The 20,416-nt window shown below is 64.1% G+C and carries 19 protein-coding genes; 6 read left to right on the plus strand and 13 right to left on the minus strand.

Annotated features, from left to right (window positions below; all coding sequences use genetic code 11):
* The first annotated feature begins 130 nt into the window (after nucleotides 1-130).
* The 3 genes from FZ029_RS30240 (at nucleotide 131) to FZ029_RS30250 (ending at nucleotide 3,856) form a co-directional block, all read left to right on the plus strand.
* Nucleotides 131-1,099 (plus strand): LysR substrate-binding domain-containing protein, encoded by a 969-nt coding sequence (locus FZ029_RS30240; protein WP_247892574.1) that lies wholly within the window; start codon nucleotides 131-133, stop codon nucleotides 1,097-1,099.
* On the plus strand, nucleotides 1,096-2,064 hold the full coding sequence (locus FZ029_RS30245; protein ID WP_149273639.1) for an SH3 domain-containing protein: 969 nt from the start codon (nucleotides 1,096-1,098) through the stop codon (nucleotides 2,062-2,064). The genes FZ029_RS30240 and FZ029_RS30245 overlap by 4 nt, the downstream gene beginning before the upstream one ends.
* Before the next feature lie 61 nt (nucleotides 2,065-2,125).
* Complete coding sequence (locus tag FZ029_RS30250) at nucleotides 2,126-3,856, plus strand: DUF3369 domain-containing protein (RefSeq protein ID WP_149273641.1); 1,731 nt, start codon at nucleotides 2,126-2,128, stop codon at nucleotides 3,854-3,856.
* Between the two features lie 363 nt (nucleotides 3,857-4,219).
* Here the strand turns inward: FZ029_RS30250 and FZ029_RS30255 are convergent, their stop codons facing one another.
* The 10 genes from FZ029_RS30255 to FZ029_RS30300 all read right to left on the minus strand — a co-directional run bounded on the left by FZ029_RS30255 (nucleotide 4,220) and on the right by FZ029_RS30300 (nucleotide 13,838).
* A complete protein-coding gene (locus FZ029_RS30255; protein WP_149273643.1) occupies nucleotides 4,220-4,732 on the minus strand; it encodes a hypothetical protein in 513 nt (170 codons plus the stop codon).
* Nucleotides 4,733-4,869: 137 nt separating this feature from the next.
* Nucleotides 4,870-5,283, minus strand: a complete 414-nt coding sequence (locus FZ029_RS30260; RefSeq protein WP_149273645.1) for a response regulator — start codon at nucleotides 5,281-5,283, stop codon at nucleotides 4,870-4,872.
* Nucleotides 5,284-5,654: 371 nt separating this feature from the next.
* The gene (pheT, locus tag FZ029_RS30265) at nucleotides 5,655-8,066 is read right to left on the minus strand and encodes a phenylalanine--tRNA ligase subunit beta (RefSeq protein WP_149273647.1); all 2,412 of its coding nucleotides are present in this window, start codon (nucleotides 8,064-8,066) and stop codon (nucleotides 5,655-5,657) included.
* 66 nt (nucleotides 8,067-8,132) lie between these two features.
* A complete protein-coding gene (locus FZ029_RS30270) occupies nucleotides 8,133-8,426 on the minus strand; it encodes a DUF2442 domain-containing protein (protein ID WP_188052123.1) in 294 nt (97 codons plus the stop codon).
* Between the two features lie 22 nt (nucleotides 8,427-8,448).
* Nucleotides 8,449-8,697 (minus strand): DUF4160 domain-containing protein, encoded by a 249-nt coding sequence (locus FZ029_RS30275; RefSeq protein WP_149273651.1) that lies wholly within the window; start codon nucleotides 8,695-8,697, stop codon nucleotides 8,449-8,451.
* A 4-nt stretch (nucleotides 8,698-8,701) separates the two neighbouring features.
* Nucleotides 8,702-9,769 carry a phenylalanine--tRNA ligase subunit alpha gene (gene pheS, locus FZ029_RS30280; protein WP_149273652.1) on the minus strand — a complete coding sequence of 356 codons (1,068 nt, stop codon included), beginning with the start codon at nucleotides 9,767-9,769 and terminating at the stop codon, nucleotides 8,702-8,704.
* 133 nt (nucleotides 9,770-9,902) lie between these two features.
* Nucleotides 9,903-10,274: a 50S ribosomal protein L20 gene (rplT, locus tag FZ029_RS30285; protein WP_012975157.1), complete on the minus strand. Its 372-nt coding sequence runs from the start codon at nucleotides 10,272-10,274 to the stop codon at nucleotides 9,903-9,905.
* Nucleotides 10,275-10,309: 35 nt separating this feature from the next.
* Nucleotides 10,310-10,510, minus strand: a complete 201-nt coding sequence (gene rpmI / locus FZ029_RS30290; protein WP_012975158.1) for a 50S ribosomal protein L35 — start codon at nucleotides 10,508-10,510, stop codon at nucleotides 10,310-10,312.
* A 1,336-nt stretch (nucleotides 10,511-11,846) separates the two neighbouring features.
* Nucleotides 11,847-12,842 carry a hypothetical protein gene (locus FZ029_RS30295; RefSeq protein ID WP_188052124.1) on the minus strand — a complete coding sequence of 332 codons (996 nt, stop codon included), beginning with the start codon at nucleotides 12,840-12,842 and terminating at the stop codon, nucleotides 11,847-11,849.
* A gap of 36 nt (nucleotides 12,843-12,878) precedes the next feature.
* Nucleotides 12,879-13,838: a tyrosine-type recombinase/integrase gene (locus tag FZ029_RS30300; protein ID WP_149273656.1), complete on the minus strand. Its 960-nt coding sequence runs from the start codon at nucleotides 13,836-13,838 to the stop codon at nucleotides 12,879-12,881.
* 463 nt (nucleotides 13,839-14,301) lie between these two features.
* Here FZ029_RS30300 and FZ029_RS30305 point away from each other — a divergent pair, with 463 nt between their 5' ends.
* Together FZ029_RS30305 and ubiB are read left to right on the plus strand one after the other, a co-directional pair.
* Nucleotides 14,302-15,090, plus strand: coding sequence for a class I SAM-dependent methyltransferase (locus tag FZ029_RS30305; protein ID WP_247892575.1), 789 nt, complete (start codon nucleotides 14,302-14,304; stop codon nucleotides 15,088-15,090).
* 6 nt (nucleotides 15,091-15,096) lie between these two features.
* A complete protein-coding gene (gene ubiB, locus FZ029_RS30310; RefSeq protein WP_149273659.1) occupies nucleotides 15,097-16,635 on the plus strand; it encodes a 2-polyprenylphenol 6-hydroxylase in 1,539 nt (512 codons plus the stop codon).
* Nucleotides 16,636-16,773: 138 nt separating this feature from the next.
* Here the strand turns inward: ubiB and FZ029_RS30315 are convergent, their stop codons facing one another.
* Nucleotides 16,774-17,700, minus strand: coding sequence for a glyoxylate/hydroxypyruvate reductase A (locus FZ029_RS30315; RefSeq protein ID WP_149273661.1), 927 nt, complete (start codon nucleotides 17,698-17,700; stop codon nucleotides 16,774-16,776).
* An 80-nt stretch (nucleotides 17,701-17,780) separates the two neighbouring features.
* Between FZ029_RS30315 and FZ029_RS30320 the strand changes: the two genes are divergently transcribed.
* Nucleotides 17,781-18,440, plus strand: a complete 660-nt coding sequence (locus FZ029_RS30320) for a pseudouridine synthase (protein WP_149273663.1) — start codon at nucleotides 17,781-17,783, stop codon at nucleotides 18,438-18,440.
* Here the strand turns inward: FZ029_RS30320 and FZ029_RS30325 are convergent.
* Together FZ029_RS30325 and FZ029_RS30330 are read right to left on the minus strand one after the other, a co-directional pair.
* The gene (locus tag FZ029_RS30325) at nucleotides 18,382-20,202 is read right to left on the minus strand and encodes an acyl-CoA dehydrogenase C-terminal domain-containing protein (protein WP_149273664.1); all 1,821 of its coding nucleotides are present in this window, start codon (nucleotides 20,200-20,202) and stop codon (nucleotides 18,382-18,384) included. The two genes, FZ029_RS30320 and FZ029_RS30325, sit on opposite strands and share 59 nt — an antisense overlap.
* A gap of 37 nt (nucleotides 20,203-20,239) precedes the next feature.
* Nucleotides 20,240-20,416, minus strand: a 177-nt coding sequence (locus FZ029_RS30330) for an FAD-binding protein (RefSeq protein WP_211104259.1), incomplete at its 5' end; no start/stop codon positions are given.

The following is a 20,416-nucleotide window of genomic DNA, read 5'->3' on the forward strand; positions in this document are numbered from 1 at the left end:
GCCATTCCCTTGGAAACGAATAGGCATTATGCCGTCATCACGGTTCGTAATGACCGCGCCGTTGCGGATGGGGGCGTTGCGGACGGCCGGGCGCTCTGCTTGAATAAGCGGCAACTTCCGGTTCCACGCCATGCCCGCCAATCTCGATACCGACCTGCTGCGCGCCTTCGTCGCCGTCGCCGACAGCGCCAGCTTCACCCGTGCCGGCGAAAGGCTGGGCCGCACCCAGGCGGCGGTCAGCCAGCAGGTGCGCCGGCTGGAGGACACGGTGGGCAAGCGCGTGTTCGAACGCGACACTCACGGCGTGCGCATGACCCGCGACGGCGAGGTGCTGCTGGCCTATGCGCGGCGCATGCTGACCCTGAACGACGAGGTGCTGGCCCTGATGCACCGCAGCCCGACGGTGGCCAGCGTCCGCATCGGCACGCCCGACGACTACGCCACCATGCTGCTGCCGGAAATCCTGGCCCGCTTCAACGCCGCCTATCCCGAGGTGATGGTCGAGGTCATCTGCGACAACAGCCCCGATCTGGTGGCGGAGATCGACAAGGGCCGCTACGACCTCGCTCTCGTCACCCGCAAGGCCGGCGAGGCTGGCGGCGAGCTGGTGCGGCAGGAGCCGGTGGCCTGGGTCGCCCCGCCGCTCGACCCCGTGTCGCCGCCGGGACATCGCCCGGTGGAAAGCCTCGATCCGCTGCCGCTGGCGCTGTTCCCCAAGGGCTGCGTCGTGCGCGACCTTGCCGTCGCCGCGCTCGACGGCATCGGCCGCGACTGGCGCGTCGCCTTCACCAGCAAGAGCGTCGTCGCCGTCCATGGCGCGGTGATGGGCGGGCTGGGGGTGACGGCGATGGAATGCTGCACCGTCCCGCCCAGCCTGCGCCGCATCGGCGCGGCGGAGGGGTTTCCCGGTCTGCCGGACGTCGACATCGCCCTCCACCGCGCCCGCGGCACGGCGCCCAAGCCGGTGCGGCTGCTGGCCGACGCCATCCACGACCTCGTCGGCCATGACTTGGCGGGCCGCCGGGGACCGGGCCTCGCCCCGCCGGTGTCCGCGAAGGAAGTCGCCCCCGTCAGCCGTGCCATGAAAGCAGTGCCATGAATGCCGTGCCGATCCACCGCCTGCTGCCGATGCTCGCCGTCGCCCTCGCCTGGGCCGGGCTCTTCGCCGCCGTCCCGCCGGCGCGGGCGCAGAGCCCGGTCGCCATCGGCGCCCCGCTGACCGGCGAGGTGGTGCTGAACCGCGACATCGAGGTGCGGATCGGCCCCAGCGAGGACGCGCGCATCGTCATGACGCTGAAGCAGGGCAAGGCGCTGAACGCGCTCGGCACCCCGCGCGGCACCTATTGGACGGAGGTCGCCATCGGCGGCCAACCCATCGGCTATGTTCCCGCCGATTCGCTGGACCCGGCGCTGATGGTCACCGGCCGCCCGGCCATCGGCGGCGAGGGGCCGCGGGCGCACAAGCCTGCCGACCCGGCGAAACCCGGCTCCGGCAAACCGCCGGCGGACGCTCCCCTGCCCCACCGCAGCGCCGCCGTCGTGCCGCGCGCGGCCTGGGACAAGGCGGCGCAGACCCCGGCGGAGGGCTATGTCGTCGCCGCCGGCCCGATCTCCGCCACCGAGATCCTGAGCAACCGCAAGCGGCGCCCCTTTACCCTGCGCCAGGGCGACGTGGTGGCGCTGATCGGTGCCGCGAACGGCGAGGCGACTCTGGCCCTGCCCGCCGGCACCCGCGCGCTGGCGCCGGTCCAGGGGCTGGTCGGGGTGGTGGCGCCCTACCCGCTGCCGGGCATGCCGCCGGTGGAGCCGGGCATGCTGTACGGCATCAAGCTGGGCGAATATGTCAGCTACGCCGAGGGGCTGCGCGCCTGGAAGGAGTTCACCGCCGGACCGGGCAGCGCCTATCGCGACCTGCCGCCGATGGTCTGGCCGGTGTTCCGCAAGGGACGCCTGCTGTACGAGGTCGGGGTGGCCCCCTTCACCCGGCTGCAGGTCGACACCGCCTGCGGCACGTTGGCGCAACGCGGACTCGATTGTACGGTGATCGAGCTGGATACATTCTGATAGCCTTGCACCAGTGGGCCGGCCGCGCCCTTCCTCATGACCCTTTCACGATCGAAGAGCCATGACCGACGCCGACCCGACTGGACCAGAGGACGACGCCCGAACCGATCCGGCACCGGAAAGCGGTGACGAGGATCTGGTGTTCCTGGACGATGCCGCCCCGGAGGAGGAGCAGGGCGCGGAGGAGCCGCCCGGCAGCCGCTGGACCATGCTGATCGTCGATGACGAGCCGGAGGTCCATGCGATCACCAAGCTCGTCCTGTCCGATTTCGCCTACAAGGGGCGCAAGGCGCGCTTCCTGTCCGCCCATTCGGCGGCGGAGGCGCGGCGGATCCTGGCACGGGAAAGCGACATCGCGCTGATCCTGCTCGACGTGGTGATGGAGACGGAGGATGCCGGCCTGCGGCTGGTCCACCACATCCGCGAGGAACTGCGCAACCGCAACGTCCGCATCATCCTGCGCACCGGACAGCCCGGACAGGCGCCGGAACGGGCGGTGATCCTCGATTACGACATCAACGACTACAAGGCGAAGACCCAGCTGACCGCCCAGCAGTTGTTCACCACCACGGTCGCGGCGCTGCGCTCCTATGAGGACATCGTAACCATCGACGCCAACCGCCGCGGCCTGGAGAAGATCATCGAGGCGTCGTCGTCGCTGTTCCGCGCCCGCTCGATGAAGCTGTTTGCGGCGGGCGTGCTGACCCAGCTGTCGGGCCTGCTGGGGGTGGGGCCTGACGCCATCCTCTGCATGCAGCGCGGCGGCGCCGGCGCGGCCGGCTGCACCCCGTCGGGATGCGCTCCATCGGGATGTCCCACCAGCCTCTATGTGCTGGCCGGGTCGGGCCGGTATGAGGCGCTGATCAACGAACCCGCCGCCGGCCATGTCGACCCGGCGGTGCTGGACGCGGTGACCGCCTGCCTGGAAAAACAGGCGCATGCCTATGCCGGCGACCATTGCACGCTCTACATCCGCACACCGAACGACCGCGAGACGGTGGTCTATCTGCGCTCTAACCGGCCGCTGTCCGAACTCGACCGCAAGCTGATCGAGGTGTTCTGCGGCAAGATCTCCGTCGGTTTCGACAATTTGCACCATTACGAACAGCTCTACCGTGCCCAGCAGGGCACGCTGGCGGCGCTGGCCGATCTGGCCGAACGCGGCCGCGGCGCGCTGGGCACGGACGGCCCGGCGGCGGAGATGACGGCCGAGGTGACGACTGAAATGGCCGGGGGCAGCCGCTTCAGCCGCTCGCTGCGCATCGCCGCGATCACCGAACGGATCGCCCGACGCCTGCATGCCGACGGTCTGTTCCCCGAGTCGCTGGACGAGTCGACGCTGGAGATCATCGGGCTTGCCGCCATCCTGCACGACATCGGCAATGCGGCGGTCGACCCGGAGATCCTGTCGAAGCCCGGCCCGCTCGACCCGACGGAACGCAGCGCCATGCAGACCCACACGGTGGCCGGCGCCGCCCTGCTGCACCAGGCCAGCCATCTGGCCGACGGCCCGACCCATCTGCATCTGGGGGCGGCGGTGGCCCGCTGGCATCACGAGAATTGGGACGGCACCGGCTATCCCGACGGCCGCACCGGGGCGGCGATCCCGCTGTGCGCCCGCATCGTCGCCGTCGCCGATGCCTATGACGCGATGACGCGCGACCGGCCCTATCGCCCGGCGCTGGATCGCGCTCACGCCGTGGAGGAGATCCGGCGGCTGGCCGGCCTGCGCTTCGATCCGGCGGTGGTCGATGCCTTCCTCATGGAAGTAAGCCTATCCGACACAATGTAAGCTTAAGCTCAAGTAGCCTGGAAACTATCAGGCGCAAACAAAAAGCCCCAGCTAACGGCTGGGGCTGTAGATTTTCCTGGCAACTCAGCCTCAACAAAATGGCGGCCTCACATGCTTCGCCTGCTTTTGGTAGCTAAGTTTTCTAAAGAGATTTTGGTCTCTAAGCTGCCAGTTTTTGGATGTCGCCACCACTCTGAAGCCAACTACGATTGAAGAGGGAGGTTCTCTTCAAGCCGGCTACGCCGTGTACTCGAATGGCCTCGTAGACAGCATTGGTCAAAGCTATCCTCACGGCAGCCTTTTGAGTTTCGCTCATATATGCCTCCTTGATGCTTTCCTAGCTAGCGGATTTCGGAAAGCAAGCTATTTCGTGATATAGAGCCACATCCCACGAGAGTCTACTTTTTTCAGAGCTTTTTGTGCGCCGAGAGCAGTTCCTAGAGTGGAAAAAAAGGCTCGATCGCTTGGGCTACGCAGATGAAACTTAATGTGATCAGAAGGGAGAACATCGTTGGAAATTTGGATGACGCCATCAAGAAGATTAACCAATTCGTCGGCGTACCGCTCTGTTGGATAGGCTCCAAACTCAAATTCTGGCGAAAAAACGATCATTCGTGCGCGCAGCACTTTTCCCTGGTAACCTGGGAGATAGGTACTATTTAACTGGCACAGAGCGCTATATTTATCATCTGTCTTCAGCGCAAACACACCAGCATCCTTTTCCCCTGGGCCCTCAGCCAAATCACTGACAACCGAAAGAGAGGCCCCAAGGAAAGAATTGAAATCTTCTGAGAATTCTTCACATTGCCTCTGCCAATCAGACAGCAATGCCTGCCACGATCCATCTTTGCATGAAACCTGAATAAGCAGCGACATAACTACATCCTTCAATCAAAGCATTCCATAGCAAACTTAAAAGTTGTACGTGCTCAACATACCCTTCCTTTCTGCGCGACCGCATTGGGAGAATACACCCTGTAAAGGTTTATATCAACAGGATCCCCAATTTGCCGTTATCGGCTGCAAAGCGCCTCAACCGCCTCGCGCAGCGGCCCGACCTGCACCGGCTTCAGCAGCAGCTGGCAGCCCAGAAGTTCGGCCTCGTCGCGCCGTTCGGGCGTGCTGTCGCCGGTCAGGATGATCGCCGGGATCTGCTGCCCGGTTTCGGCACGGACACGCTCCACCACCTCCCGCCCGGTACGGCCGGCCGGCAGATAATGGTCGGCGATGATCAGGTTCGGCGCCCGGTCCAGACCGCCGAGCTGAGCCTCCAGCGCGGCGGCGCTCAGCGCCTTCACCACCTCGTACCCCCAGCCGTCCAACAGGATCGCCAGCCCCTCGACAATCGAGCGGTCATCGTCCACCACCAGGATCAGTGGTCTGACGGACTCCGGCTTGGTTGCCTGACTGCCTGTAGGATCAGCCATTGATTTCTCCCGCTCCGTCGCTTGCACCAAATTGGACATCGGGCATGCCAAGGCAATGCAAGCGCCGCCTGTGGCCTAACCGTGACATTGGACACATCATGGGCTTACCAGAGGCAAACAATCTCAAGGTCCAATCTTCCCACAAAATATTGCACCGCCGTCAAACGCTGAATTGGGACAATCAGCATCAGGATTTTCCCTTAGCGAATGCACTCGAGACTCTTCAATCAGCGATTCATCATATGATTGGGCAATCGGCGGTTTGAAAAGGCCCTTTCGTGACTCCTTCGGCGAAAACAAAAAAAAGAGCCCCCGCCGGAACGGAGGCTCTTTTCTTGAACAGCAGGACCTTCAACCTTTGGAGGATAGTCTCAGGCGCGGAGATTTCCCCCGGTCGCCTTGACCACCGCCGCAACGATTTTCTGGCCGACCGCTTCGATCGCTTCATCGGTCAAGGTTGCGGTGGTCGGCTGGTAGGTGACCGAGACGGCGACCGACTTGCGTCCCTCGCCCACCCCCGTTCCCTCATAGACGTCGAACACCGCGACATCCTTGACCAGCGCCTTGTCGGCGCCCTTCACGGCGCGGAGGATCTTGTCGGCCTCCACCTTGCGGTCGACGACGAAGGCGAAGTCGCGCTCCACCGGCTGGAAGGAGGAGAGCTGCACCATCGGCTTGGCGGTGCCGCCCTTCTTCTTGGGCAGCGGCACGGCGTCCAACATCACCTCGAAGCCGACGACCGGACCCTTGACGCCCAGAGCCTCCAGCACCGACGGATGGATCTCGCCGAAGCGGGCCATCACGGTGGGGCCGAGTCGCAGCACGCCGGACCGGCCGGGATGGTACCAGCCCGGCGGGTCGGTGGTGACCTGCAGGTTGCCGGCGGGGGCGCCGACCGACTCCAGAACCGCCAGCGCGTCGGCCTTGGCGTCGAACACATCGACGCCGCGCGCCTTCTCCGCCCAATGGCGCGGCACCGCCGCACCGGCGCGGATACCGGCGGCGACGCTGTCCTGCCCGTCCGGCGCCGGGGTGCGGAAGGCCGCCCCGACCTCGAACAGCCGTACGTCGGCGAAGCCGCGGTCGGCATTGCGGCCGGCGGCCTGGATCAGGTTCGGCAGGATCGACGGGCGCATGACGTCCAGGTCGCTGCTGATCGGGTTGACCAGCCGCAGGCCGGGCTCGATGCCGCCGAACAGCTCGGCGACCGGACCGGACAGGAAGGACCAGGTCACCGCCTCCGACAGGCCGCGGGCGGCCAGCGTCCGCTTCGCCAGCGCGACGCGGCGCTGCTTCAGCGTCAGGGCCGGACGGGTCAGCACCGTCTCGCGCGGCAGCGGCGTCGCCGGAATGGCGTCGAAGCCGTGGACGCGCAGCACCTCCTCGACCAGATCGGCCTCGCCATGGACATCAGCGCGCCAGGACGGGATGCCGACGCGCAGCCGGCCCTCCTCGTCCTCGCCTTCGATGGTGAAGCCCAGATCCATCAGGATCTGCACCTGACGGTCGCGCGGCAGCTCGACGCCGCCCAGCGCCGCGACCCGCCCGGCCCGCAGGGTCAGGCTGCGCTTCCAGTCCGGTTCGGCCCCGGCGACCACCAGTTCCGACGGCTCGCCGCCGCAGAGTTCCACAATCAGGCGGGTGGCGCGCTCCATGCCGGCGAACACCGCGGCCGGGTCGACGCCGCGCTCGAAGCGGTAGCGCGCATCGGAGTCGATGCCCAGCCGGCGGCCGGTCTGCGCCGTGCGCACCGGATCGAACAGCGCGGCCTCGACGAAGACGTTGACTGTCGCCTCGGTGCAGCCGGTCGGCTCGCCGCCGACGATGCCGGCCAGAGCCTCGGCGCGCTCGTCGTCGGCCACCACGGTCATGGCGCCGTCCAGGGCGTATTCCTTGCCGTTCAGCGCCGCCAGCGTCTCACCCTCGCGGCCCATACGGACGGTGATGTTGCCCTTCACCGTGTCGGCGTCGAAGACGTGCAGCGGTCGGGCGGCGTCGAAGGTCAGGTAGTTGGTGATGTCGACCAGCGCCGAGATCGGACGCAGGCCGATCGACACCAGCTTGTCCTGCAGCCACTTCGGCGACGGGCCGTTCTTCACGCCGCGGATGGTGCGGCCGACGAACAGCGGGCAAGCCTCCGGCGCGGCGATGCTCACGCCGATCGGGCTGGCGAAGCGGCCTTCGACCGGGGTGGTGTCGAGATGCCCGGCGGTCAGCGGCTTCAGCGTACCCATGCCGGCGGCGGCGAGGTCGCGGGCGATGCCGCGCACGCCGGCGCAGTCGGCGCGGTCGGGCGTCAGGTTGATATCGATGACCGGATCGTTCAGCCCGGCATAGTCGGCGAAGCCGGCACCGACGGGCGCGTCGTCCGGCAGCTCGATGATGCCTTCATGCTCGTCCGACAGCTTCAGCTCGCGCTTGGAGCACATCATGCCGTTCGACTCGACGCCGCGGATGACACCCTTCTTCAGCGTGATGTCGGAGCCGGGAACATAGGTCCCCTCCGGCGCGAAGACGCCCTTCATGCCGGCGCGCGCATTCGGGGCGCCGCAGACGACCTGCAGGGTGCCGGTGCCGGTATCGACCATCAGCACGCGCAGCTTGTCGGCGTCCGGGTGCTTCTCGGCCGAGACGACATGGGCGACGCGGAAGGGCGCCAGCTCCTTCGACCGGTCATGGACGCCTTCCACCTCCAGGCCGAGGGCGGTCAGCTTCTCCGTGATCTGGTCGAGCGAGGCGTCGGTCTCCAGATGGTCCTTCAGCCAGGACAGCGTGAACTTCATGGGAGCGGGTCCGTGATGCGATGATTGTCTGGCGGGCAGAGAGAGGCGACCGGAAAAGGGCGAGGTTCACTCGGCCGCGGCGGATTGGGCGAAGGGGTTGTCGGTCGGGTGGGCCTCGAACCACAGGGCGTCGGCGTCCAGGTCCAGTTCACCCGGCCAAGCCAGAGACCGGCCGCGCGGGCCGACCGTGACGGCGGCGAACAGGGTCGGGTCGGACAGCGCCGCGAAGACGCCGCCTCGGGCGATCAGGGGAGCCATGTCGACGCTGGTCTCGGCACCGCCGACCCAGCGCAACGACACCCGCCGCCCATCCGGGAGCGGGGTGGCGCTTTCAATGCGGTTCTTCAGCAAACCCGGCATGATTCCCTCCAATCGCGGCCCGTCACAGCCGATCCGGCGCCACATGACTGCGGCACTTGACCCAGTTCAGCGCCAGATCGGCCTGCCTCGTCCGCGCCCATTCGTTGACGCGGCGCAGGATCCGGCCCGGCACATCCCCTTCGATCAACGCCAGATCGGCAACGCGGATCAGCGCTTCGCAATCACCGTATTCGACATGGAAATGGGGCGGATCATGATCCTGATAATACATCAGGATCTTGATCCCGTCGAATTCGGCAATGGTTGGCATCGGCTCAGCGCGTCAGCCCATGGGCGATGTTGGGAATGTCGAGGGCCGAGAAGCCGTAATGCTTCAGCCAGCGCAGGTCGGCTTCGAAGAAGGTGCGCAGGTCGGGGATGCCGTATTTCAGCATGGCGACGCGCTCCACCCCCATGCCGAAGGCGAAGCCCTGGTAGCGGGTGCTGTCGATGCCGCAGGCTTCCAGCACGTTGGGGTGGACCATGCCGCAGCCGAGGATCTCCAGCCAGTCGCCGTAATTGCCCAGCTTCAGCTCCCCGCCCTTGCGCGAGCAGCCGATATCGACCTCCGCCGACGGTTCGGTGAAGGGGAAGAAGCTGGGGCGGAAGCGCAGCGGCAGATCGTCCACATCGAAGAAGGCGCGGCAGAACTCCACGAGGCAGCCCTTCAGGTGCCCCATGTTGGTCGCCTCGTCGATGACCAGCCCCTCGATCTGGTGGAACATCGGGGTGTGGGTCATGTCGTAGTCGGAGCGGTAGGTCCGCCCCGGCGCGATGATGCGGATCGGCGGCTTGTTGTTCAGCATGGTGCGGACCTGCACCGGGCTGGTGTGGGTACGCAACAGCATCTTCTTCTCATCCGCATCCGGCAGATAGAAGGTGTCGTGCATGTCGCGCGCCGGGTGGCCGGGCGGGAAGTTCAGGGCGGTGAAGTTGTGGAAATCATCCTCGATGTCCGGCCCTTCGGCGACCGAGAAGCCCATCTCGGCGAAGATGGCGATCATCTCGTCCATCGTCTGGCTGATCGGGTGGATGCGCCCTTCGGTCTCCGGGCGGACCGGCAGGGTCACATCGACCCGCTCGGCCTCCAGCCGCGCCTTCAGGTGGGCGGCGGCGAGGTCGGCCTTGCGCACGTCGATGGCTGCGGCGATCTCGTCCTTCAGCGCGTTCAGCGCCTGGCCGCGCTCCTTGCGCTCGTCGGGAGTGAGGCTCCCCAGCTCCTTCATGAAGCCGGTGATGCGCCCCTTCTTGCCGAGCGCGGAGACCCGCACCTCGTCCAGCGCCGAGAGGTCGGCGGCGGCGTTGACCTGCGACAGAAGTTCGTCTTTCAGCGCGTCGAGCATGGCGGTTCCCGGCAAGCGTGGGGAAAAATCGGTGCAAACAGAAAAAGGGAGCCGGCCCAGCGGCCCGGCTCCCTTCTCTTACAACTGACGCCGTGACGGCAAGCGTTCCCTTTTGGACGGGAAGCGCGAGGCGTTACGCGGCGGCCTTGGAGGCGAGCGCGGCCTGGGCCTTGTCCACCAGGGTCTTAAAGGCCTCCGGCTCGCGCGCGGCCAGATCGGACAGGACCTTGCGGTCGATCTCGATGCCGGCCAGCTTGATGCCGTTGATGAAGCGCGAGTAGGTCAGGCCGTACTGACGGACGCCGGCGTTGATGCGCTGGATCCACAGGCCGCGGAAATCGCGCTTCTTATTGCGGCGGTCGCGGTAGGCGTAACGAAGCGCCTTTTCGACCTTCTCGATCGCAATGCGGAAATTCTTGGAGTTGCGACCCCGGTAGCCCTTGGCGAGCTTCAGGATCTTGCGGTGACGGGCGTGCGTCGTGACGCCGCGCTTAACACGAGCCATGGTTCAGTCCTTCCGAATTCTATGATGTGCCGAGATCAGGCGTTGCGCAGCCAGTTCTTCAGCACCGTGCGGGCGTTGGAGTCGCACAGGGTCATCATGCCGCGCGCGTTGCGCTTCATGTTCGGGGACTTCTGTTCCAGGCAGTGGCGCTTGTAGGCGGCCTGAGCGCGAACCTTACCCGTGGCGGTCACCTTGAAGCGCTTCTTGGCGCCGCTCTTCGTCTTCAGCTTGGGCATTTTCGTTTCCTAGAGGGAAATGAGGCGGAATTCCATCGGACGGTTGGGCATGCCCTGAGCCATACGGCCCAGCCTCGCCGCCCGTGGAAGGATGCGCTTATACGCGCGGGGGCGGCGGGATGCAAGGGGGATGTGGGCTGAGTGTTTCTTGATACCCACGGAAACTTCAGGAGGTGCCAAGGGTTCGGCAGGCGGCGGAAAGCCGGTCCATTTGGCGAAAAAGACACACCTAGGAGCGAAGAGTATCAACAAATGTTAGCCCTTGAGGATACATCCGATTTCTGGCAGCATACCGCAAGGTAATGTGCGTTGGCACATTTTTCTCTTTAACTCTCTAGATGATAACTAGGAATTATGCTTAATAAACCATTTTCTTACGGATGGGGCATGGTCACACTTGCGGCCGTGATTCCTATCATTTTTTCGGTTTCCGCCGGATTATCTATTGACGGCTTGTCAATAAATGAGCTTTCTAGCCATGTCTCCTTTAGATCATATGATGATATGTCCTACATATTTTCATATTTTTCATTTGGAACAATGCATATAATATTGTGCATTTCTGTTACATTTTATGTCTATGACATCATGAGAAATTCTTCAAGCGTATTTATCTACAGAAGTTTCATTAAAAATCATTCTGCTTCATTCTTAGCTGCATCACTCATTTTTTCAGCAATAGTGATTTTTTTCGATACACCTTTAAAAAGACTATCATGCGACATTTTGTGGATCGGGCTTAACCGCATATCTTCAAATAGCATATTGTTCGAAAGTATTTTTCAAATCAAATTTTCTTATTTACATATCGATTTCAAGATATTCAACATTATCCCCATATCATTGGTTGTAGCAGCTTTTCTTCCAGCGTCTGCCATAATGATGACTGTCCCGCACATGGTTGCGAAGATGGATGTCAATCCAAAACTCAATATAGAAGAGATTGCAGAATCATTTCTGAAAAATTTTGACATCGTTTATTATATGATGGTATCCATACTGATATCATCTTCAATAGCTACTTATTTATATCTGAGAACCTCCTATGCATCGATCAATGAGAAATTATCATTTCAGTATTCTAATTTGGTAAACTCTGTATTCTCAATGTGGTGTATTGTATATTTCCTCATTTTGTTATCAGTTCTCCTTGTTTCTTATGCAATGGTTTCCATTAGAATATCAAAAGCGTCCAGGAGTGTGGATATCATAATTGACACGAGAAGGCTTGCAGACGTAAGGGCATTGATGAGCATTCATTTTATGATAAAGCGTAAGTCCTCACTGTTTGCTAGCTCATTTTCTCCGATAATACTACTATTCTTAAAAAACGCTGTTAGTTGATGCTTAAATTCAATTTAAGTTCTGCTATACAGACTTTGATTCCGGCGCTTGCGCACCAAGCGTAAGTCGGCCTTGAATGATCGAGAGCGCCTCGCCTACGAGCGATCTCTATATTGAGTGGAATTGATGATGTTGCGGTGTTTCCATATTCACCGAAGTAATTTACAATTTTGGGGTGGAAGCTCAACAGGTCGCTTAGTTTCTCAAAAGATCGCGTGTACGAATGCGGCACAAGATTAATTCTTTTCCCTTTTAAAGATTTATTTAAAATTGATATGCTTTTCAAGGCGGCAACTTTTGACATTTCATTGTAATGAGCATGAAACTCTTCCTCATCAAAGATAAACGATGAGTTCCATAGGAAGTTATTATAATTTCTATATGGCACGGTGCAGAGCTCTGCTCCGCTAGGCAACTCCACCCTGATGCATTGAGTAGAGGGCGCATCCATTTTTACCAGAGTTAGGGTGCAAGCCTCTCCGAGAGTTAGAGCTGGAAGTTTATATTTTAGCTGGGTGTGGCTTGAGATATTAAAGCATTTCGGATAGACAGCCCCATTCCTTCCCATCGGAAATTCATGGGATATAATAAGGGCGTACCCCTCTTGTTTATTTAGGCAAAATTTTTCAATAATATTCAACGAGGTTAGCCACCCCATACACCCGTCTGATATGTCAAAGGCGTACTCTGGCGCAACATTGTTAATTCCACAAAATATTGATGCATGGGCTGGTTCGGCGAAGTACTTTGAAGCACTACAATATATTACGATTTTTATGTCTCTTCTATCGATATGGCGAAACATTCGGGCGGCAGCCTCTTGAAGGACGTGCTGAGGCTCTCTATCGGTTGCCCGCCAAAATCGTTGAACTGCGCCTGACGCATCGAAAAAGCTCTCAATTTCTTCCTGCATTGAGCTAGGCAGTTTTTTTGAATTCGCGTTCAGCAATTCAAATACGTCTGCATTCGAAATCAGTGAGGTTGGCAATCCAACCTCGATTCGCTCAATTCTCATAATTCCTAGTTATCGTCGTAGCGCCCGCATCCCCTCCGCTGCCCTGATCACCGCCGCCCGCAGGCTGGCATCCGTCACCGTCGTGTAGATTTCCGTCGTAGAAATGCTCTGGTGCCCCAGCAGGCGTTGGACGAAGCGGATGTCCACCCCATTCTCCAATAGCCGGGTCGCCGCCGTGTGGCGCAGCATGTGCGGAGTGACGCGGCGGGACAGTTGCGCCTCCTCGCCGGTCTGACGAATCAACAAGCGGAGATGCTGGGTGGACGCCGGCCCGCCCGTTCCCGTCATCAGGAACCGGTCATGGTCGCGCCGCCGTGCGCCCGTCACACCCTGATAAGCCGTCACCAGCGCCGTCACCGCATCGTCGGGCAGGAACACCCGGCGCTGGCGGCTGCCTTTGCCGACGATGGTGATGACACGGCCGGTCAGATCCACATCCTCCACCCGCATGCCGGCCAGTTCCCCCACGCGCAACCCCGTCGCCAACAACACCTCCACCGCCACCAGCGCCGTGAAGGCGTCATGGCCGGCCTTGCGGGCGGCGCGCAGAGCCTTCACTTCGGTGACCCTGCCGGCAATCCCCGCCCCGGCCAGGGCCGCAGCCCGCAGGCGGCGCACCTCGTCGTCGGTCAGGTTGCGCGGCAGGCGGCGCGGCAGGCGGATGCGGGCGTCCAGCCGGTGGAAGGGGCTGATCTCGATCACCTCGTCCAACTCCAGCCAGCGGAACATCACCTTCAGGCAGGCGATCCGCCGCTTGACGCTGGTTTCCTTCAGCCGCCGCACCTCGAACAGGTGGCTGAGATAGCGGCGCAGCAACGGGCGATCCACCGCCACCACCGCCGTCGCGGGGCCGGCAAACCGCTCGAACTCGGCCAGATCGATGGTGTAGGCGCGCAGACTGTGGGGCGACAGGTTCTTGGCAACCCGGCAGTGGGTCAGGAATTCGGCGCAGGCTTCAGCAAGGGTCATGCCGATCCACCAGAGGCTCCTCCCCACGGCCACCGCAGCCACAGGAATACGGGCGTATGTTATTCCCGGCAGTCAGTAGGCCAGCCCCCGGTGAATGGCAAGCACGCCCAGCGCCTCCAGGTTCATCGGCCGGCATGATAACGAAGCCGCACAGTCCGGAATTCGCCCCATCCTTTCCCGTCGGTCGACCCCGTGATAGGATTGATTACCTACATCCCAGGAGATCTCAACGGCGATGGAACATCACCGGGAAACTGTTTCACCCTGTTCCATCACCCGGCAAACCGCCGACCTGCCGCCGAACCGCACCCCGTGGAACAGTCTCCGAAACCTGTTCCACGACGTTCCAACCTCCGCCTCCCCCGCCCCTTGCCCCCACCCGTCCTACGCCATTCGCCGCAGTGCCTTCCGCATTGCACGCCCCCGCTGGCGCATGGCCCCTGCCCGCGCTATCTTCCCGGCCATGAGCGACCACACCCCCCCATCCTCCGCCGACCCGCAAAAGCCCACGTCCGGTTCCGAAGGCAACTGGTTCGGCTTCACCCCCGTCGATCCGTCCGCCAAGTCCGGGCTGGTCCGCGCCGTCTTCGACAGCGTGGCGACCAACTACGACCTGATGAACGACCTGATGTCGGGCGGCATCCATCGGCTGTGGAAGGACACGCTGATGGAGATGGTGGCGCCCAAGCCGGACATGACCCTGCTGGACGTGGCGGGCGGCACCGGCGACATCGCCTTCCGCTTCCTGAAGAAGGGCGGCGGGGCCGCTGTGGTCTGCGACATCACCGAGGCGATGGTCCGGGTCGGCCGCGACCGCGCCATCGACCGCAACATCCTGTCCGGGGTGCAATGGACGGTCGGCGACGCGGAAAGGCTGCCCATCGCCTCGCGCTCGGTCGACGCCTACACCATCGCCTTCGGGCTGCGCAACGTCACCCGCATCGACGAGGCGATCAAGGAAGCCCACCGCGTCCTGAAGCCCGGCGGCAAGTTCTATTGCCTGGAATTCAGCCACGTCGTGTTGCCGGTTCTGCGCGAGCTGTACGACGTCTATTCCTTCCAGGTGCTGCCCTTCATGGGCCGCGTGGTGGCAAAGGACGAGGCGAGCTACCGCTATCTGGCCGAAAGCATCCGCCGCTTCCCGCAACAGGCCGATCTGGCCAAGCGGATCGAGGCCGCCGGCTTCGGCGCGGTGCGCGTGCGCAACCTGTCGGGCGGGATCGCCGCCATCCATTCCGGCTGGCGGATCTAAGACCCCGTGTTCCGCATCCTGCGCAACCTGATCCGGATGGCCGTGATCGGCCGGACGGTCGCCCGTCACGATGCCCTGCCCACCAGCCTGCTCGGCACCGCCCCCGGCCTGCTGTGGCTGTGGCGCCGCGTCGCCCGCAGGGGCGTGCCCGGCCGCGAGGGCGAGCGGCTGGCCCGCGCGCTGGCCGAACTCGGCCCGACCTACATCAAGCTGGGGCAGTTGCTGTCCACCCGCTCCGATCTGGTCGGCGAGCGGATGGCCGTCGATCTGGCCGAGCTGCAGGACAAGCTGCCGCCCTTCCCCGCCCATCAGGCCCGCGCCATCATCGAGGCGGAGTTCGGCCAGCCGGTCCATGCCCTGTTCCAGAGCTTCGACGACAAGCCGGTCGCCGCCGCCTCCATCGCCCAGGTCCATTTCGCCGTCACCGCCGATGGGCAGGAGGTGGCGGTCAAGGTGCTGCGTCCGGGCATCGAGCAGGCCTTCGAGCGCGACATCGACCTGTTCTACCGGCTGGCCGGGCTGGCCGAGTGGGTGCTGCCCCGCCTGAAGCGGCTGCGGCTGGTCGAGGTGGTCGATACCTTCGCCCGCACCTCCCGCCTGGAGATGGACCTGCGGATGGAGGCCGCCGCGGCGTCGGAACTGGCGTCGAACTTCAAGGACGATGAAACCTTCAACGTGCCGAAGGTCGATTGGGAGCGCACCGGCGGCCGGGTGCTGACGCTGGAGCGCATCCGCGGCTTCAAGGTGGACGAGCCGGCCCGCATCTCCGCCGCCGGTTTCGACCGCGACGAGATTCTGGCGATGGCCTCGGCCAGCTTCTTCAATCAGGTCTTCCGCGACGGCTTCTTCCACGCCGATTTGCATCCCGGCAACCTGTTCATCAACGAACAGGGCACCATCACCGCCGTCGATTTCGGCATCATGGGCCGGCTGGATCGCGAGACGCGCTATTACCTCGCCGACATGCTGATCGGCTTTTTGACCGGCGACTACCGCCGCGTCGCCATCGTGCATTTCGAGGCCGGCTACGTCCCGCGCCACCAGTCGATCGAGATCTTCACCCAGGCCTGCCGCGCCATCGGCGAGCCATTGCAGAACAAGCCGCTGGCCGACATCTCGGTCGGCCGTCTGCTGGCCCAGCTGTTCGCCGTCACCGAACAGTTCGAGATGGAAACCCAGCCTCAGCTCCTGCTCCTGCAAAAGAGCATGCTGACCGCCGAGGGCGTCGGCCGGCTGCTGAACCCCAACATCAACATGTGGGAGCTGGCCCGCCCGCTGATCGAGGAGTGGATGCGCGAGAATCGCGGACCGGAGGCGCAGTTCATCAACGATGCCGGCGCCATCCTGTCCACCGTCCGCCGCATCCCCGCCCTGGTCAGCGAGGCGGAACGGGTGACCCGCGATATCGCGGAAGGCGGCGTGCGCCTGCACCCGCAGACCGTCCGCCAGATGCTGAACGGCTGGGAAAGCCGCCGCCGCTCGGACCGCATCGCCCTGTGGGTGATCGCGGCCCTGCTGGCGGTGATCGCGGTGCAGATGCTGTAAGGGCCGCGACCGCGCTGAAACGTTCGTCGACCGTCATTCCCGCGAAGGCAGAAATCCAGACTTTCCAAGTGTTTGAGCCGGAGGCCTGGTTCCCCGCCTTCGCGGGGATGACGGTCGAGGAAAGTCCTTTTTGCCAGATCAATAGCCCCGGCTGCGGTCCACCAGATTGGGCAGCGGCCGGCCGTCGCGCAGGGCCTTCACCGCGTCGGCCACCTGCACGGCGCAGCGGGACGGGTGGGTGATCCCGGCGACATGGGGGGTGATGCGGACCTTCGGATGACGCCAGAGCGGATGGTCGGCCGGCAGCGGCTCCGTCATGAAGACGTCCAGGCTGGCGCCGTGCAGATGCCCGCTCTCCAACGCGTCGAGCAGGTCCCGCTCGACCAGATGCCCGCCGCGGGCGGCGTTGATGACCACCGCCCCCTTGGGCAGGGCGGCGAACAGGCCGGCATCCATGATGCCGCGGGTCTCGTCGGTCAGCGGCAGCAGGCAGACGAGGAAATCGCACTGCGGCAGCATCGCCGCCAGCCCGTCGGGACCGGAGAAGCTTTCCACCCCGTCGATGCTCTTCGGGCTGCGGCTCCAGCCCATCAGGCGGTACTCCAGGGTCCGCAGCGTGCGGGCCGACGCCGCCCCCAGTTCGCCCAACCCCAGGAAGCCGACGGTCACCTCGGAGGCCGGGCGATGATCCCGCTGCTCCCACCGCGCCTCGGCCTGGAGGGCGGCATAGCCATCCATCAGCCGGTGCCAGTAGAGAACCTGATAAGCCACATAGCCGGCCATATCGACCGTCAGCCCGTCCGCCACCATCCGCACCAGCGGCACGTCGGGCAGGGTCGGGTCCTCCAGGATCGGTTCCACCCCGGCGCCCAGCGACACGATCAGCTTCAGGTTGGGCAGGGTCGCCAGCATGCCGGCCGGCGGTTTCCACACCACCGCGACCTCGATGTCGGCGACGTCGCCGGTCTCGGGCCAGACGCGCATCTCCACGCCGCGAAGATGGCGGGCGATTTCCCGGCGCCAATCCTCGGCGCTGTCGCTGGCGGAGCAGAACAGAAGCGTCACGGCCGAACCCCTGCTATCAAGAGATCATGTTGGGGTGCGAACGATAGCGCCTTTCCCGAACTGCGCAAGGAAGCAAGCCCGTGCCGCGCCTGATCCTGCTGAACAAGCCCTATGGCGTGCTGCCGCAATTCACCGACGACCAGGGCCGCCCGACCCTGGCGGAACTGGTGCCGGTGAAGAGCGTCTATGCTGCCGGCCGTCTCGACCGCGACAGCGAGGGATTGCTGGCGCTGAGCGACGACGGCCCGCTGATCGCCCGCATCGCCTCGCCCGCCAACAAGATGCCCAAAACCTACTGGGTGCAGGTGGAAGGCGTGCCGACCGACGAGGCGCTGGAGGCTCTGCGCCGCGGCGTCACGCTGAAGGACGGCCCCACCCTGCCGGCCGAGGTGCGGCGGATGGAGGAGCCGGAGTCGCTGTGGCCGCGCGATCCGCCGGTGCGCTACCGCGCCGCCATCCCCACCAGCTGGATCGCGCTCACCATCCGCGAGGGACGCAACCGGCAGGTCCGCCGCATGACCGCGGCGGTCGGCTTCCCCACCCTGCGGCTGATCCGCTGGTCGATCGGCGACTGGACATTGGATGGGCTGGCGCCGGGGCAGTGGCGGGAGGTCCCCCAACCGCCCGCGACACCCGGCAAAGGGCCAAAGGCCCCGGCGCCAACCGGTCAGCGCGCCCCCGTCAAGCCGCGCCGAACAGCTGCTCCTCGCTCAGCGCCATCACGCTCGCGGAGCCGTTGACGACGGTCGCCCGCAGCGCCGCCGCCTTCGGCAGCACATGGGTGGCGTAGAAGCGGGCGGTCAGCGGCTTGGCCGACAGGAAGGCAATGTCGGCATCGCCCTCCGCCAGCCGCTCCGCCGCCACCTTGGCGGCGCGGGCCAGCTGCCAGCCGCCGGCGACCACGCCCATCAGCTCCAGCAGAGTCACCGACGCGGCGGCCGGCAGGCGCGGGTCCTGCTTCGCCGTGGCCAGCACCCAGGCCACCGCCTGCTTGGCCTCATGCACCGCAGCGACCAACTCGGCACCGGTGACGCGCAACGCCTCGTCGGCGTGGCCGGACAGTTCGCCGCCCAGCGCCGCGATGTCGTCGAGCAAGCCGTTGGCCATCGCCCCGCCGTCGCGCAGGATCTTGCGGTTGATCAGGTCGTTGGCCTGGATGGCGGTCGTGCCCTCGTAGATCGTGGTGATGCGGGCGTCGCGCAGATGCTGGGCGGCGCCGGTCTCCTCGATGAAGCCCATGCCGCCATGGATCTGCACGCCGTCCGACGCCAACTGCTGCCCGGTCTCGGTGCACCAGCCCTTGGCGATGGGGGTCAGCAAATCGACCAGCAGGGCGGCCCGGCCGCGCGCCGCCTCGTCGGCATGGTGGTGCGCCACGTCCACCGCGGCGGCGGCGGTATAGAGGATGCCGCGCATTGCCTCGATCCGCGCCTTCATGCCCATCAGCAGGCGGCGGACGTCGGGATGGTTGACGATGCCCTTCGACTGACCCTCGGTCCAGCCCAGCGGCTTGCCCTGCACGCGGTCGCGGGCATAGGCCAGCGCCTGCTGGTAGGCGCGCTCGGCGATCGACAGTCCCTGCATGGCGACGTTCAGCCGGGCATGGTTCATCATGGTGAACATGTATTCCAGGCCGCGGTTCGGCTCGCCCACCAGGAAGCCGGTCGCCCCGCCCTCGTCGCCGAAGGACAGCACGGCGGTCGGGCTGCCGTGGATGCCCAGCTTGTGCTCCAGCGACACGCACTTCACCTGGTTGCGGGCGCCCAGGCTGCCGTCCGGGTTGACCAGGAACTTCGGCACGACGAACAGGCTGATGCCCTTCACGCCCGGAGGCGCATCGGGCAGGCGGGCCAGCACCAGATGGACGATGTTCTCCGTCAGGTCATGGTCGCCGTAGGTGATGAAGATCTTCTGGCCGCTGACGAGGTAATGGTCGCCGTTCGGCACCGCGCGCGACCTCGTGGCGGCGAGGTCGGACCCCGCCTGCGGCTCGGTGATGTTCATGGTGCCGGTCCACTCGCCCGAGATCATCTTGGGCAGGTAGATGTCCTTCAGCGCGTCCGACCCATAGAGCTGAACCGCGTTCACCGCCCCTTGAGTCAGCATCGGGCAGAGCGCGAAGGCCATGTTGGCGGAATGCCACATCTCCTGCACGGCGGTGTTCAGCAGGTTGGGCAGCCCCATGCCGCCGCGCGTCGGATCGAAGGGCAGCCCGTTCCAGCCGCCCTCCACCAACGCCTGCCAAGCCGCCCCCCAGCCCTCCGCCGTGCGGGCGATGCCGTCGGCGCCGAGCTTCGCGCCCTGGACATCGCCGATGCGGTTCAGCGGAGCCAGGATGTTCTCGGCGATCTTCGCCGCCTCGCCCAGGATGCTGTCCACCATGTCGGGGCTGGCATCCTCGAAGCCCGGCAGAGCCGCCACCTCGGCCATGCCGGCGAGGTGGTCGAGGACGAAGCGGATCTCTTTCAGCGGCGGGGTGTAGGGGATCGCGGCGGCGGTCATGGAGGACCTCTTCGGGTAACGGAGGAAATGAACGGGATCAGACGGCCTGCTGCAGCTCCGGCAGCGCCTTGAACAGGTCGGCGACGAGGCCGTAGTCGGCGACCTGGAAGATCGGCGCCTCCTCGTCCTTATTGATGGCGACGATCACCTTGCTGTCCTTCATGCCGGCCAGATGCTGGATGGCGCCCGAGATGCCGACGGCGATGTACAGCTC

This window comes from Azospirillum sp. Sh1 (genome assembly GCF_008365135.1).
Lineage (GTDB): Bacteria > Pseudomonadota > Alphaproteobacteria > Azospirillales > Azospirillaceae > Azospirillum > Azospirillum oryzae.

Coding starts and splice junctions, on each gene's coding strand:
- FZ029_RS30240 (WP_247892574.1), top strand. CDS start 131: ATGCCCGCCAATCTCGATACCGACCTGCTGCGCGCCTTCGTCGCCGTC.
- pheT (WP_149273647.1), bottom strand. CDS start 8,066: ATGAAGTTCACGCTGTCCTGGCTGAAGGACCATCTGGAGACCGACGCC.
- FZ029_RS30305 (WP_247892575.1), top strand. CDS start 14,302: ATGAGCGACCACACCCCCCCATCCTCCGCCGACCCGCAAAAGCCCACG.
- FZ029_RS30245 (WP_149273639.1), top strand. CDS start 1,096: ATGAATGCCGTGCCGATCCACCGCCTGCTGCCGATGCTCGCCGTCGCC.
- FZ029_RS30255 (WP_149273643.1), bottom strand. CDS start 4,732: ATGTCGCTGCTTATTCAGGTTTCATGCAAAGATGGATCGTGGCAGGCA.
- FZ029_RS30325 (WP_149273664.1), bottom strand. CDS start 20,202: ATGACCGCCGCCGCGATCCCCTACACCCCGCCGCTGAAAGAGATCCGC.
- FZ029_RS30270 (WP_188052123.1), bottom strand. CDS start 8,426: ATGCCGGGTTTGCTGAAGAACCGCATTGAAAGCGCCACCCCGCTCCCG.
- FZ029_RS30300 (WP_149273656.1), bottom strand. CDS start 13,838: ATGACCCTTGCTGAAGCCTGCGCCGAATTCCTGACCCACTGCCGGGTT.
- pheS (WP_149273652.1), bottom strand. CDS start 9,769: ATGCTCGACGCGCTGAAAGACGAACTTCTGTCGCAGGTCAACGCCGCC.
- rplT (WP_012975157.1), bottom strand. CDS start 10,274: ATGGCTCGTGTTAAGCGCGGCGTCACGACGCACGCCCGTCACCGCAAG.
- FZ029_RS30260 (WP_149273645.1), bottom strand. CDS start 5,283: ATGGCTGATCCTACAGGCAGTCAGGCAACCAAGCCGGAGTCCGTCAGA.
- rpmI (WP_012975158.1), bottom strand. CDS start 10,510: ATGCCCAAGCTGAAGACGAAGAGCGGCGCCAAGAAGCGCTTCAAGGTG.
- FZ029_RS30250 (WP_149273641.1), top strand. CDS start 2,126: ATGACCGACGCCGACCCGACTGGACCAGAGGACGACGCCCGAACCGAT.
- FZ029_RS30275 (WP_149273651.1), bottom strand. CDS start 8,697: ATGCCAACCATTGCCGAATTCGACGGGATCAAGATCCTGATGTATTAT.